Genomic DNA, 12,761 nt, shown 5'->3' on the forward strand with positions numbered 1-12,761 from the left:
CTTTACTCTTTATAAATCTTTTCCATTAACTTGAGAATTTTTCTATGTAAAGCTTTTTTTGTGGAATTATTCTGCAAAACAAAACCAGCTTTATTGATTGCCTTATGGAGGCCTTTCCTCTTTTTGTCTCTTTCATCTCTTTCCCTGAACTTTCTCAAATTAATTTTTTTTATTGCCTGCTGCCTCTTGAACCTTTTCTGCAGTGGAGCAGTAACAGCAACCACAAAAACATTCCTTAATTTCCTCTTGAAGAATTCTATTTCCTCTAGGGACCTTGCCCCAGTGATAACGCAGTTCCTTCTCTTATCAATCTTCCCGTAAACCATTTTTGCAATTGCATCCATTCCCTTCTTCTCCCTTAACTCATCTCCGTAAGAGCTCAGCATCTCCTTTGTCTGCGGCAGGCCTTTTTTCTTTAATTCCTCTTTGATGAAGTCACTCATGACATATTTCTTAAAATTAAATTCCTTCACCAGAAAGTCTGCGGTAGTGTCTTTTCCGCTCCTTGCAAACCCGGCCAAAATAATCGCAATATTTTTCATACCAAAATAATTTAGTTTAACAATTTATTAAATGATGCCGTTTCCTGCTAAAGGCAAGAGAAGAAAGCGGAAGGTTTAAAATAATATGTGAATTATAATTCACATATGAGGAATGCCTGTTATTTGTTTTTTGAGACTTTGGCTACAAAACTGAAAGCCGACATAATAACCGCATTAAAAGGGAATCCATTAACTGTCAATGAATTATCAAGACAGCTTAAACAGGAGAGGAGCAAGGTTTCTCATGCTCTGATTTCGTTACGCGAATGCGGTTTCGTTGAATTCAAAAAAGAAGGCAGGAATAGAATATATTCTCTAAACAAAAAAACCATCTTGCCTCTCTTGAATTTGGTTGAAAAGCATGTTAAAAGATACTGTAAGATTTGCAGGAAAAGTTAGGGGGGCAACAAAAAATGAATAATACAATTAATTTGGATTTAAGGAAAATGATGCCTTTTAAAAGGCATACAAAAATTCTTGAAACATGGAATAATTTAAAGGAAGGACAAACACTAAGAATAATTAACGATCACGAGCCAAAACCCCTGCATTACCTGTTCCAAGCAGAATTCAAAGGTCAATTTGAATGGAATTATGAGCAGAAAGGCCCCAAAGACTGGGTTTTTAAAATCAAGAAAATACCAAAACAAAAAGACAAAAAAAAAGAAATCAAAGAATTGCTGAAAAAATTTCATTCAAAAAAAGCAGGGGTCAAAGAATTAAAAAAGAAAGGAAGAAGAATCCTCAAAGAGATTTCTCCAACAGACCTAGCCTTGCTGGAACAGGAAATGATTCAAGAAGGCACTACAAGAGAAGAGATGAGAAGGTTGTGCGATGTTCATTTAGAGCTAATGAAGGACAGCATTAAAAAACCTAAAGTAAAATTAAAGGCAGGCCATCCAGTTCATACCCTAACTGAAGAGCATAAAATAATACTAAAATTCATTCAAAAACTAAAGCGTGTAACTAATTTACTTAAATCTGTAAAAGACTTCAGCAAGGCAAAAAAAGAAATTGAATTATTGAAGCACATTGCAGTTCATTTGATTGAATCCGAAAGGCATCATCAAAGAGAAGAAGAAGCCTTGTTTCCTGAATTAGAAAGATATGGGGTTACAGAGCCCCCTGAAATAATGCGGGAAGAGCACCTTAACCTTAAGGCAAAAAAGAAATTATTAGAGAAAATTGCAAAACAAAACACAAAAATGCCTTACCCAGATTTCTTAAATAAATTAATTGAAACTTCAGGGTATTTAGTGCAAGAACTGCCCAACCACATTTACAAGGAAGACAACATTCTCTATCCAATGGCACTCCAGGTAATCCCTGAAAAGGAATGGAGTAAAATCAAAAAGAAATGCGATACAATAGGCTACTGCTGTTTTACCCCTAAATCTTGAAGTGGAAGAAAATGAGGGACAGAAATCCAACACAAGTTTTAAGGAAAGAGCACGAAAAAGTACTTAAGATACTTGACGAATTAGAGGAAAGCACAGAGAAGAGAGACCTTAATAATTCAAGCAAAAACATTGCTGTGCTAGAAAAGGAATTTGAAAAGCATTCATTGAACAAAGAAGAAAAAGCATTGTTTCCGGAATTTGAGAAATTTGTTCCAAGGGAAGGCGGCCCAACAGGCGTAATGATTTTAGAGCACCAAGAACTGGTTGAATCAATTAAAAATTTTAAAGATGCAATTAAATTGAATGACCCCAAAAAATTGAATGAAATAGGAAGCCATATAATCTCTCTTCTTAGACAGCACATAGACAAAGAAAACGCCATGCTATTCACGATGGCTGAAATGCACCTTAACAGCAAACAAAAAGAATTCATATTAAAGAAGTTTAAAAAAATTGATTCGGGAAAAAGATGATGCAATGCCTTCACTTGAAAAACACATTGAATTAAGCTTTAAGAGAACAGGAAGAGAGCACAGAGAAGTCCACGAATGGCTTGACGGAAGAAAATTGAGCGCAAAAGAAAGGATTGAAAGGCATGACATCGCCAATATTCCAAAGTTTTTGCCAGCAGTTGAAAAGCAATTCGGAAGAGAAGGAGTAAAAGAATACTTGCAGCACATAAAAGACGACTACGATAAATCTATTCTTTTGTTATTTCTCGGAAAAATCAGAAAGCTCAAGTTGTGGTAAAACTCCATGTCAACTCCATAACTCATAAAATACAGTAATTTAATTAAATTAATCAATTAAAAAATGATAAGTGAACTGGAATGAAGCAAGTGCATCAAATCAATTGCTGGAAAGGAATGACTGCAAACGAATTAACAAAAGAGATGAGCGCTTCAGGAGTCTTCGGCGCAGGAGCCTTAGGCAGGGCAATTGACATTTACGAGAAAATGATTCTGGACCAAAACTGCAGGAAATTTTTAGGCTTTGCCGGGGCATTGGTGCCTGGAGGCATGAAGAACCTGATAGTTGAATTAATTGAAGAGCGCTGGGCTGATGTTGCAGTAACAACCGGCGCCAATTTGACGCATGACTTGATTGAAGCATTAGGCCACAAGCACTTGCGAGGGGAAAGCAGTGCAAGCGACGCAGAACTGAACAGGAAGGGCCTGAACAGAATATATAATTCATTAATGCCAAAAAAGGTTTACGTTGACTTGGAGAAGTTCTGCTTCAAGGTATTTGACGGGCTGCCCTCAAAAAAATTGAGTATAAGGGAATTGCTGCAAAGAATAGGAGAAGAAATTCCAGAAAACAAAAAAAACAAGTCAATTTTGAGCTCTTGTTACAAAAAAAAGACCCCGTTATTTTGCCCTGCCCTCGCAGACTCAGGCATTGGGCTGATGATATGGTCTTATTCCCTCAAGCACGAATTGAACGTTGACGCATTCCTGGACTTAAAGGAAATGCTTGAATTATGCTGGCCCCAGAAAAAAGACCTTGCATTAGGCGCAGTAATCCTTGGAGGAGGCGTCCCAAAGAACTTTATTGCGCAAAGCTTCCAGTTCTCTCCGCGCAAGGCAATGTACGCAGTCCAAATCACAATGGACAGACCAGAACATGGAGGCAGCAGCGGAGCAGAATTAAGGGAAGCCATCTCCTGGGGGAAGCTGGACAAGAAAGCAGAATTCCAGGACGTAATCTGCGACGCAACAATCGCTTTGCCTTTAATGCTTGCAGCGCTGAAAGAGAGAATCAGGAAATAAAATAATTGTTCAGCTCATCAGCTTTATTGCTATTACTACAATTATTAGTACAATGCTTACTCCAACCACAAATTCTGGGGTTAACTTTGGGCCCCCGGTGTCCACGTCAAAGAATCGCATTATTCCGACTGCAGAACTCGGCCCAGAAACTCCAGGGCCTCGCTGAAATTTAACCATAAAAAAACACTCTTTTTTGCTTAATTAATTGTTTTAATAATAAACTATTTAAATACATAAAATTAAATTACTTACTATCACAATTGGAAAAGGAATTGAAAATGAAAGAGGAAGCTGTAAGAAGATACACTAAGGATGCAATCCATATTGTGATATTGCTCGCCCTGCTTTTCCTGTTGCTTGGAATCCTCACCTGGACTGGAGTAATGAGATGCAATCAAGTGCCTGCATGGTGTGGCATTTATTACGCAATAATGGGAGAGCCTAAAGTTCTCATAGTGTACAGCGGTTCAGGTTTGGGAGACGCATTCAAACTGCAGAAGGCAATGGCTGACCCTCAAAGATTAGGCGTTCACCCTTATGTAGTGAATGCAGACAACATAGGCTTAGGCAACCTGAAGGAATACCAGTTAGTTATTGTTACCAACGCAAAAAAATTGAGTACTGAACAAATTAAGACTTTCATTAATTATTACCTGCAGGGAGGCAGGATTGTCTGGACTGGAGACGCAGGAACAGAATTAACTGAAGGAGACTCTTATGCCTACAAGGACGAACTGCAAGTAGGAGACAAGCACGAAATAATCGGCCCTTGGGCTAGAATGGACGGCAATAATGCAATAAGGCTGGATTACATGCTTTCAGCTGAATTCCTTTCAACTTACTGCGAGGCAAAAGACTGTAAGGGGAAAGTTCCATGGATTGGAAGGCTGGAGAAGACCCCAGGAAAAGAGCACAGGTTAGTTGAAGGATTAAGTCCAGACTTCCCCTTGTACGGAGACATTGCTTTAGTAAGGCAGGTTCAAGGCGACAACACAAAAACAGTCCTCACAGTGAACGCTTTAAGCGTAATAATCTCCAAGGACGGAGAAGACTTAGGGAAAGAGTTCCCTGTGATAATCACAAGCGGTTTAGGGGAGAGAGTGGCATACTATGCAATTCCACTGGAAACCCTTGCAGACAGAAACCAATTCCACTTGCTCGGAAAAATGTATTATGGCATGATACAGTAAAACTAATTCTTTCGTTCGTATTTTTTTAATAATTGATTAATTTTTTTAATAAGGCTTTTTCTCCAGTCACGCTCTAATTGTGTTTTAATAAATTTGATTAACGATCTGTCCTCTTTTGATAACTTTATTTTCTCTAATTTTTTGCACTTGCCTAAAATTTCAAAATCCTTATCTAGCGATAAAACATATTTTCTTTTTTCAATTGGGCTTACCTTAAAATTTTTGGTTAATTTTTGTTTTCTTTCTTTGAGCAGTTTCTGGTATGTTTTATCCTTTTCTAGAATTTTTATGAGGCTTTCTCCTTTATACCCTAAACTAAAATAGCGATCTTCAATTTGTTGCAAAGACTTCTTCATTTAAGGCGCTTCCAATAAAAAGGCTCAGGGTTGAGTTAAGTCTTCACAGGCTTGCGCCTCAGAAGGTGTTAACCTCATCATCGCCGTAAAATTGGTAGGTGTTAGCACCTTTAAAGAATATTGTTGCGGTTAGCTGAAATCCTCGTTGAAATCTTGAAATCTGTCTACATTTTATACGAACTATTGCAAATTAAAGAGCAAACTTTGTATGCGGAAAAATGCAAAAATTTGGTTTTGTCCAAAAAAGTAAATTTTGTCCAAAAGTTTGGACAAACAACAGTTAGACTGATGATTTACAGATATCTTATCAGCCTAATCGCTATTTTCTAGGTATGATTTTACATTGCCCAAAGTGATTTCTCTGACTCTTTCCTGCGCTTCTTTTGTCATCCAACCGTAATCTGGTGTCAAATAAACATTGTTTAACTTTCTGAATTTGTTCCGCCAATTTTTGTCTTGGAGTTCATCAAACCAAACAAAAATCTTTTTTTGTCGGCAGAGTTTATATAATTCCTTTAAATCAACGAGTTCCATTCTTGCAGAATTCAATAACACCGCATTTTTCTTCAAGAACTTCAAATTATTTTTGTTCAAAATGTTTTTGGTTTCGTCAGTAAGTGGGCAATGTAAGCTTACTACATCACTTTGTTTTAGCAAATCATTCAAACCCAAAAATTTGTAAGGACCCTCTTTTTGGCTTTTTGAATTGTAAATAACATTCATTCCAAAACTTTTGGCGATTTCAGCGACTCTGGTTCCAATTCTGCCCAAGCCAATTACCCCAATTGTTTTGCCTTTCAACTCCCAACTTAAAAATTTCTCAAAGCCCCACTTGCCTTGTTTGACAAAATTCATCGCATCGTGGGATTGTCTGGAAATGTTAAGCAAAGCAGAGATTGTCAACTCTGCAACTGCTTCAGTCGCATAATCGGGAACATTAGTCAAAGTTATGCCTTTTTTGTTCAGGAAATCCTTGTCGAAATGTGAAATGTCTGTGTGCATTGCTCCAATGTACCTTATTTTTGTGTTTTCAAACAGCGAGATGTCATAATAATCAAATATTCTTGTAACCAAAGCATCAGCGCCAATAAGGTCTGTTGGTTTTAGCGTTCTTGCATATTCGGCATCAGCAAAAACCACTTTCATGGAATTAGTAAATTCTTTAAGCCTTTTTATGAATTCCTTTTCAAGCGGCTTTTGTTTCAAGTCATACAAAACAATCTTTCTAAATTTCATAAAAACCAGTTCAGCTTCTTTTGTATCCAAATTTTCTTTTGTAGTCTTTGTGTGAGACCCATTCAATCAGGATGGAAATTATTTCGATTTCATTTCCCCTTATTGTGTATAGCAGCCTCCAGCCGTTTGGCAAATTGTACTTCCGAAGGTTGGTTATGTGGTATTTTTGGATGTATTGTTTTGGCCATTGTTTGGATGGCACCCTGATTCCGCATAATGGATTTTGCTTCAGGTCTTCCATGGCCCTGTTCAAAAACTCGGCAAGCTGTTGCTCTTCGTATTTACCTGTTTTGAGTTCTTCAAAGGCGTTTTTCAAGGAAGGCTCAATAAAGGCAATGCCTTTGATTCGCTCTTTTTGGTTCATCTGACCACAAGCCCTTTCTTTTTAAGCTTTTCAATTTCTTTCGGTGCCCAAATCCAAATAGGGTGCTTTTCTTGGTCAATAAGAATCTTGCCACTATATTCCAAGTAATCCAGCGTAGCCATATATGTTTGCCACATTACCTGTTTCGGAAGCTTTTTCCAAAGCTCTCTGACAGAATAATCTCCGCCAGCATTCATTAGTGCCTTTTCAATCATCAGCACAGTATCAAGCCTTGGAAAACGGAGCACTTCATTTTTGAAAATTTGCATTTCTTTTTGCATTTAAACCACTATATATCAAATGATATATAAATGTATTTAAGCTTATCTTTTGGCTTTTGCTCAATGGTTCTTTATAAAGAGAAAAACTTCTTTATAAATAATTCAATTCACGCCCAAACCCGCCCGAGAGAATGCAACTTTTAAAAGCTCGTCTATATACCGCTCCCACCTATAGGGGGTGGCTTTAGAATTGGTGTTATTGCCTACGCTTTTTCGGACAACGACCTCATCATTGCCGACAGAAATGTATAGGGATTATTCCTTAAAACCTGTTGTTAAACCAAACCCAACACTACTGCCAGCCCTAATGCAAGCATTATTACTCCTGCCACTAAATGCAGTATTCTGATGTTTTTTTTCTTTCCATTCGCTTGCTTTTTCTACGCTGTAAAAGCCAAAGTAGAGCAAAAGCGTTATTGCTATTAATGGTAGCACAAAGAACAGGTTGTAGAGCAAGAGTATTGGAATTGCTGCTGCCATTGTTGCCCTTTCTGCGAGAAGGCCAAGGATGAAAATGTACGGCCCGCCAGTGCAAGGCAATTCAAACAAGCATACTGCGAATCCTGCCAAGAAAGCCCCAATTGGAGAGGTAACGGCACCCAAGATTTTTTTGATGCTTGGCCGCCAGCTTCTCGGGATTTCCATTACAAATCCGCCTGCCCCATACCAAAAATAGTCTTTGATGTTTGCCAAGCCAATTATTATTGCAAGCAAACCAATTATTTTGTAGAACCAGTATGACAAGCCGGAAATCTGCAATGCTGAGAATAAACTCAGCCCAAACAAGAAATATGCTATGTAAATTGATAGTGTGAATGCGATGCCAGCTTTCAATGCCTTCTTTTTGTCGCCTGCTGCAAGCAAAGCGCCAAGCAGAATAAGCAGCACTGCTATTGCGCAGGGATTAATCGAATCAACCAATGCAGCGCCGATTACTGTTAGCAGTGAAAGTGCTCCAATGCCTTCCAGCGGCGATTTTTCTCCAGACGTGCCGGTGGCAGTGCCATTTTCAAGGCTTGGGCATTCTGAAGACGAAACTGTCGATATTTCTCCTTCAAGGTTCTCAATTATTGGCTTGTCTCCAATCAAGTATTTTTTTGAAACGAATGCAGCTGGTATCCCTCTTTCGATTTCAGGAACTCCAAATGCCTCAAAGTATTTGTTCAGCAGTAAAGCATTTTGCCTGTCGTTGTAAATCTCGAACTTTTCAATCTTTAGTTCGGGATATTTTTGTCCAAGTTGTTCCAGAAAAGGCTCTACTCTTGCACAGTGCGGGCAGCCGTTGCCGTAAAAGAAGTAAACGCAAGCTGCTTGTTCGCTTTCAATTGCATGCACTGTGCTAAAAAAGAACAAAAACATCGCAAGCAAAATGAAAAAGTGCTTCGTTTTCATATGGTGCTTGACTCCCTTTTTATTTTGTTTATTATTTCTTTGAATAGCTTGCAGTATGCGGGATTGATTTTTGTTACAGATTTCATTTTTATTGTTGAATTCACAAAATCCTTTTTGTAAGGGATTTTGCCTACTATTGGAATGTTTTTTTCTTTTGCAAATTTTTCAATTTCCAAGCAAAATTTTCTATTAAGGTCAGACTTGTTGATGACAATGCCGTGCCTTATGCTGAAATGCTCTGCAAGGTACAGGACTCTTTTCAAATCGTGAAGTGCTGAAGGCGTTGGCTCTGTCACTGCTACAATGTAGTCTGTGCCTGTTAATGAGGCAATTACTGGGCAGCCAATTCCTGCCGCCGAATCTATTAAAACAATTTTTTCTTTTGTTTTTTCTTTTATTTTTTGTGAAACTTTCCTGACTTCTGCCACTACCTCGCCTGAAGCAAGTTCTCCGAGTTTGAGTTCTGATGAAACAAGGTGCACGCCATATTTTTTTCCGGTGTAGATTGTTCCGATTTCTTTTTTTGTTTCGCTTATTGCGTTTTGCGGGCAGGATACTATGCAGGCTCTGCAGCCAATGCAGACATCTTTCACGAAAGCAGGATATTTTTCTTTTACGAATACTATGGCGTTTTGCTTGCACACTGTTGCGCATTTTCCGCATTTAGTGCATTTTTCAAAATTCCATTTCGGGATGGGTTGCAGTACGCTTGAGTGCTTTTTTCTTTTAATTGAAAGCAGCAGGTGGTCGTTTGGGCATTCGAGAAAATAAAAAATTCAAATTTGTTTGGTTATACACCTGAGACAGTAATAAAGCAAATTGATGAAACTGCAACACCAGAATATTTTAATGAGAACAATGTTTATGGCTGTAGGTCATCAATAAAGGATGGAAGGATAATGGTATTGAAATTTGCTGACAGCGCTGAAGCAGGAAAGTACCTGATTGCCTTACAATCCCAGTTAATGGATAACGGCTATGAATTCACTGAAAGGTTGGATTATGAAGAAATAAGCACTTCATTCAAGGCATCCCTTCATGACAGCGGGGGCTATTACACTGAACATTCTTACCTGCTCAAGAAAGGCTCTTACTTAATAATATTTATTGGCGATTTGTCTACCGCCTAATTTTTGTTATAAACCAAAAACAATTAAATTCCCTTAAGCTGTAATTTAATTGAATGAATGAAAACTATTATTCTTTGGGCAAAGAGGAATTATTAAGGAAGCTGAGCTGTTCCGAGTACGGCTTAAGCTCGCAGGAAGCAAATAAAAGGCTTGAAGAGTATGGCCTTAATGACATTTCATTGAAAGACAAGAGGAGCACAATTGAAATTTTCCTTTCCCAGTTCAAAAGTCCACTAATTTTAATCCTGCTTGGGGCAACAGTGATTGCAGGCATTTTGGGCGACCCACAGGACGCACTAATAATTTTAGGGATTGTTGTAATTAACGCCTGCCTGAGCTTCTACCAGGAATTCAAGAGCGAGAAAGCACTGGCAGAATTAAGGAAATACATTTCTTTCAAGGCAAAAGTATTGCGCGACGGCCAAGAAATTGAATTGGATGTAAGGGAGCTTGTGCCAGGAGACATTGTCTTCCTTGAAATAGGCGACATTGTGCCTGCAGACCTAAGGCTAATTAAAGCTGAAGATTTAACCTTGAACGAATCAGTTGTCACGGGAGAATCATTTCCAGTGCACAAAATAATTGAAATAATTAATATTCCCAATACTCAGCTTTCACAGCAGAAAAACATTGCCTTCATGGGCACAAGTGTTGCAGGCGGAGAAGGAAAAGGCATTGTAATTGCAACAGGCGAAAGAACAGAGTTTGGCAGGACAGCAAACATCTTGAGCGCAAAAGAGCCTCCCACAGACTTCCAGAAAAGCATCAAGAAGTTCGGGAACTTCCTCATAAAAATAATTTTACTTCTTACAATATTTGTTTTTGCTTCAAATTACCTGCTCGGAAAAAATTTACTGGAATCTTTCCTTTTTGCTCTTGCACTGGCAGTGGGAATTGCCCCAGAACTCCTACCAATAATAATTACAATATCCTTGTCTGCAGGGGCAGTTCATTTAGCCAAAAAAAAGGTGATAGTGAAAAGGCTTGTGTCCATAGAAGACTTGGGGAACATTGATGTATTATGCATGGACAAGACAGGCACTCTCACAGAAAACCAGATTACCCTGGAGAATTACTTTGATTTTAAAGGAATAAAGTCAAGGGAATTAATTGAATTAGGCCTAATATGCAATTCAGCAATAATTGAGAAAAGTAAAGCAAGGGGAAATGTCATTGATGTTGCAATATGGGATTATGCAAAAAAAGAAGGCATTACACCTGAAAAATTCACTAAAATAAAGGCAATTGAGTTTGACTATGAAAGAAGGAGGATGAGCTTTGTAATAGAGAAAAGCGGCAAAAGGTTTCTGGTTTGCAAGGGAGGCCCCGAATCAATTGTAAGCGTTTGCATTTCAGTGCAGAATGGAAGCCAGTTAATTCCAGTAAAAGAATATGAAAAAGAATTAATTCAAAAATTCCGTGAATTAAGCAATGAAGGATTCAGGGTAATTGCAATAGCAACAAAAGAAATCGAAAAGAAAAAAAGTTATGGAATAGAAGACGAAAAAGAATTGACCTTTAAGGGATTTATTGCCTTCTTGGATCCGCCCAAAAAGACCGCAATCCAGTCCCTAAAAGAATTCCAGAATTTAAATGTTGAATTAAAGGTTCTCACAGGAGACAACGAATTAGTCACAGAGGAAATAGGCAGGGAAATCGGGCTGAAAATAAAAGGAAAAATTATTCTAGGATCAGAAATAGAGAAAATGAATGAAATCGAATTCCTGAAGGCAATAGAAGAAAACAATATCTTTGCAAGGATAACCCCAGAACAGAAATACAGGATTGTTGAAGGCCTTGGAAAGAGAGGCCACATAGTAGGCTTTTTGGGAGACGGAGTGAATGATGCTCCAGCGCTTAAAGCTGCTGATGTAGGCATTACGGTTGACTCTGCAGTAGACGTAGCAAAAGACAGCGCAGACATAATCCTCCTCAAGAAAAGCCTTATGGTGATAGCTGACGGCATAAAACAGGGAAGAAAGACCTTCGGGAACATAATAAAATACATATTTAATACAATAAGCGCAAACTTCGGCAACATGTTCACTTTGGCTTTCTCTTCTTTATTCCTTAAGTTTATTCCGTTGCTTCCAAGCCAAATCCTTCTTGCAAACCTTGTTTCTGATATACCATTAATTACTGTCTCAACAGATAATGTGGACGAAGATTACCTGCACAATCCCAAGAGATGGAACATAAAAACAATAAGCAATTTCATGGTTTACTTTGGAATAATAAGTTCTGTCTTTGATTTTATTACAATCGGCTTTCTTATGTTCATTGTAGGGGCGGACGCAGCAATATTCAGGACTGCATGGTTCCTTGAGTCAGTGCTCTCAGAAATAATTGTTACCTTCGCCATAAGGACTAAAAGGAGCTTCTGGCAGTCGCATCCAAGCAAGGTGCTAATCTACTCCTCAATAGCAGCAATGATTCTTACAATTGCATTAGTTTATTCTCCCCTCGCTTTCCTGTTCAGGTTCGAGAGCCTTGCAGTGCCAGTGCTTGTATCCATAGGCGTAATTCTTTTAGCTTACTTCCTTTTGGTTGAAGGAGCAAAAAAGAAATTCTTCCAAAAGCACGAAATATGATTTAAATTATTGTTTATACCATTTTTCGTATTCTTTGTGGTTTCCAATAGAAAATATTTTTTTTGTTTTTTCTTTTTCACTTACTTCAAAGCATATCCTGTATTGGCCTACTCCTTCCACAAAAAAAACAAAACAGAAGAGAGTTTTGACTATCTTTTACTTTGCCTCTCTTATTGCGTACTTTATTACAATGAATATTACCAGTGCTACAACAAGGAAGTCGATTAATGCTGTAATCAATGCGCCAACCAGAAAGTTTGCCCCTAAAACTGTCACCTTGAACTGCTCGAAGTTTGCTTTTCCCAGGAATATCGCAAGCAGCGGGCTAATAATATCTGTTACAAATGCTGTAATGAGCTTCTGTGCTGCTCCGCCCATAATGAAAGCAATTGCAAGGCCTATGATTTGGTACTTCTTAATGAATTCCATGAACTCCTGAATGAAAGACTTCTTTTTTTCCTCTGGCTTTTTTTGCTGCCATTGCTTCACCCCCCCTAAACCAAATGA

At 38.2% G+C, this 12,761-nt stretch carries 17 protein-coding genes; 8 read left to right on the top strand and 9 right to left on the bottom strand.

What is annotated here, in order from left to right; all coding sequences use genetic code 11:
* Positions 1-2 precede the first annotated feature (2 nt).
* Positions 3-542 (bottom strand): AAA family ATPase, encoded by a 540-nt coding sequence (locus tag AB1467_02635; GenBank protein ID MEW6295169.1) that lies wholly within the window; start codon positions 540-542, stop codon positions 3-5.
* Positions 543-647: 105 nt separating this feature from the next.
* Here AB1467_02635 and AB1467_02640 point away from each other — a divergent pair, with 105 nt between their 5' ends.
* From AB1467_02640 to AB1467_02660, 5 genes are all read left to right on the top strand, one after another.
* Positions 648-941 (top strand): helix-turn-helix domain-containing protein, encoded by a 294-nt coding sequence (locus tag AB1467_02640; GenBank protein MEW6295170.1) that lies wholly within the window; start codon positions 648-650, stop codon positions 939-941.
* A 14-nt stretch (positions 942-955) separates the two neighbouring features.
* Positions 956-1,942, top strand: coding sequence for a DUF438 domain-containing protein (locus tag AB1467_02645; GenBank protein ID MEW6295171.1), 987 nt, complete (start codon positions 956-958; stop codon positions 1,940-1,942).
* Positions 1,943-1,953: 11 nt separating this feature from the next.
* Positions 1,954-2,415: a hemerythrin domain-containing protein gene (locus AB1467_02650; GenBank protein MEW6295172.1), complete on the top strand. Its 462-nt coding sequence runs from the start codon at positions 1,954-1,956 to the stop codon at positions 2,413-2,415.
* A complete protein-coding gene (locus AB1467_02655) occupies positions 2,396-2,692 on the top strand; it encodes a hypothetical protein (protein MEW6295173.1) in 297 nt (98 codons plus the stop codon). The genes AB1467_02650 and AB1467_02655 overlap by 20 nt, the downstream gene beginning before the upstream one ends.
* Before the next feature lie 80 nt (positions 2,693-2,772).
* On the top strand, positions 2,773-3,714 hold the full coding sequence (locus AB1467_02660; GenBank protein MEW6295174.1) for a deoxyhypusine synthase family protein: 942 nt from the start codon (positions 2,773-2,775) through the stop codon (positions 3,712-3,714).
* Positions 3,715-3,723: 9 nt separating this feature from the next.
* Here AB1467_02660 and AB1467_02665 read toward each other — a convergent pair whose 3' ends face one another.
* Entirely contained in the window at positions 3,724-3,891 is a 168-nt protein-coding gene (locus tag AB1467_02665) for a preprotein translocase subunit Sec61beta (protein MEW6295175.1), read from the bottom strand.
* Between the two features lie 101 nt (positions 3,892-3,992).
* Between AB1467_02665 and AB1467_02670 the strand changes: the two genes are divergently transcribed.
* Positions 3,993-4,904: a hypothetical protein gene (locus tag AB1467_02670; protein MEW6295176.1), complete on the top strand. Its 912-nt coding sequence runs from the start codon at positions 3,993-3,995 to the stop codon at positions 4,902-4,904.
* A 2-nt stretch (positions 4,905-4,906) separates the two neighbouring features.
* Here AB1467_02670 and AB1467_02675 read toward each other — a convergent pair whose 3' ends face one another.
* From AB1467_02675 to AB1467_02700, 6 genes are all read right to left on the bottom strand, one after another.
* Positions 4,907-5,260 (bottom strand): hypothetical protein, encoded by a 354-nt coding sequence (locus AB1467_02675; GenBank protein MEW6295177.1) that lies wholly within the window; start codon positions 5,258-5,260, stop codon positions 4,907-4,909.
* A gap of 312 nt (positions 5,261-5,572) precedes the next feature.
* Positions 5,573-6,496, bottom strand: a complete 924-nt coding sequence (locus tag AB1467_02680; GenBank protein MEW6295178.1) for a 2-hydroxyacid dehydrogenase — start codon at positions 6,494-6,496, stop codon at positions 5,573-5,575.
* Between the two features lie 10 nt (positions 6,497-6,506).
* The gene (locus AB1467_02685; protein MEW6295179.1) at positions 6,507-6,860 is read right to left on the bottom strand and encodes a hypothetical protein; all 354 of its coding nucleotides are present in this window, start codon (positions 6,858-6,860) and stop codon (positions 6,507-6,509) included.
* Entirely contained in the window at positions 6,857-7,141 is a 285-nt protein-coding gene (locus tag AB1467_02690; GenBank protein MEW6295180.1) for a hypothetical protein, read from the bottom strand. Before AB1467_02690 ends, AB1467_02685 begins: the two co-directional genes overlap by 4 nt.
* A gap of 255 nt (positions 7,142-7,396) precedes the next feature.
* Positions 7,397-8,533 carry a cytochrome c biogenesis protein CcdA gene (locus AB1467_02695; GenBank protein MEW6295181.1) on the bottom strand — a complete coding sequence of 379 codons (1,137 nt, stop codon included), beginning with the start codon at positions 8,531-8,533 and terminating at the stop codon, positions 7,397-7,399.
* Complete coding sequence (locus tag AB1467_02700) at positions 8,530-9,309, bottom strand: ATP-binding protein (GenBank protein ID MEW6295182.1); 780 nt, start codon at positions 9,307-9,309, stop codon at positions 8,530-8,532. Before AB1467_02700 ends, AB1467_02695 begins: the two co-directional genes overlap by 4 nt.
* On the opposite strand from AB1467_02700, the gene AB1467_02705 reads away from it, so the two are divergent.
* Both AB1467_02705 and mgtA read left to right on the top strand, forming a co-directional pair.
* A complete protein-coding gene (locus AB1467_02705) occupies positions 9,277-9,663 on the top strand; it encodes a hypothetical protein (GenBank protein MEW6295183.1) in 387 nt (128 codons plus the stop codon). The two genes, AB1467_02700 and AB1467_02705, sit on opposite strands and share 33 nt — an antisense overlap.
* Positions 9,664-9,716: 53 nt before the next feature.
* The gene (gene mgtA / locus AB1467_02710; GenBank protein ID MEW6295184.1) at positions 9,717-12,254 is read left to right on the top strand and encodes a magnesium-translocating P-type ATPase; all 2,538 of its coding nucleotides are present in this window, start codon (positions 9,717-9,719) and stop codon (positions 12,252-12,254) included.
* A gap of 156 nt (positions 12,255-12,410) precedes the next feature.
* On the opposite strand, the gene AB1467_02715 is transcribed toward mgtA, so the two are convergent.
* Entirely contained in the window at positions 12,411-12,743 is a 333-nt protein-coding gene (locus AB1467_02715) for an MscL family protein (protein MEW6295185.1), read from the bottom strand.
* Positions 12,744-12,761: the final 18 nt, after the last annotated feature.

The organism is Candidatus Diapherotrites archaeon (assembly GCA_040755695.1).
Taxonomy (GTDB): domain Archaea; phylum Iainarchaeota; class Iainarchaeia; order Iainarchaeales; family 1-14-0-10-31-34; genus JBFMAK01.

What these genes read in the sequence shown, in the direction of transcription:
- AB1467_02635 (MEW6295169.1), bottom strand. Translation starts at nt 542, where the DNA reads ATGAAAAATATTGCGATTATTTTGGCCGGGTTTGCAAGGAGCGGAAAA.
- AB1467_02640 (MEW6295170.1), top strand. Translation starts at nt 648, where the DNA reads ATGAGGAATGCCTGTTATTTGTTTTTTGAGACTTTGGCTACAAAACTG.
- AB1467_02645 (MEW6295171.1), top strand. Translation starts at nt 956, where the DNA reads ATGAATAATACAATTAATTTGGATTTAAGGAAAATGATGCCTTTTAAA.
- AB1467_02650 (MEW6295172.1), top strand. Translation starts at nt 1,954, where the DNA reads ATGAGGGACAGAAATCCAACACAAGTTTTAAGGAAAGAGCACGAAAAA.
- AB1467_02660 (MEW6295174.1), top strand. Translation starts at nt 2,773, where the DNA reads ATGAAGCAAGTGCATCAAATCAATTGCTGGAAAGGAATGACTGCAAAC.
- AB1467_02665 (MEW6295175.1), bottom strand. Translation starts at nt 3,891, where the DNA reads ATGGTTAAATTTCAGCGAGGCCCTGGAGTTTCTGGGCCGAGTTCTGCA.
- AB1467_02670 (MEW6295176.1), top strand. Translation starts at nt 3,993, where the DNA reads ATGAAAGAGGAAGCTGTAAGAAGATACACTAAGGATGCAATCCATATT.
- AB1467_02675 (MEW6295177.1), bottom strand. Translation starts at nt 5,260, where the DNA reads ATGAAGAAGTCTTTGCAACAAATTGAAGATCGCTATTTTAGTTTAGGG.
- AB1467_02680 (MEW6295178.1), bottom strand. Translation starts at nt 6,496, where the DNA reads ATGAAATTTAGAAAGATTGTTTTGTATGACTTGAAACAAAAGCCGCTT.
- AB1467_02685 (MEW6295179.1), bottom strand. Translation starts at nt 6,860, where the DNA reads ATGAACCAAAAAGAGCGAATCAAAGGCATTGCCTTTATTGAGCCTTCC.
- AB1467_02690 (MEW6295180.1), bottom strand. Translation starts at nt 7,141, where the DNA reads ATGCAAAAAGAAATGCAAATTTTCAAAAATGAAGTGCTCCGTTTTCCA.
- AB1467_02695 (MEW6295181.1), bottom strand. Translation starts at nt 8,533, where the DNA reads ATGAAAACGAAGCACTTTTTCATTTTGCTTGCGATGTTTTTGTTCTTT.
- mgtA (MEW6295184.1), top strand. Translation starts at nt 9,717, where the DNA reads ATGAATGAAAACTATTATTCTTTGGGCAAAGAGGAATTATTAAGGAAG.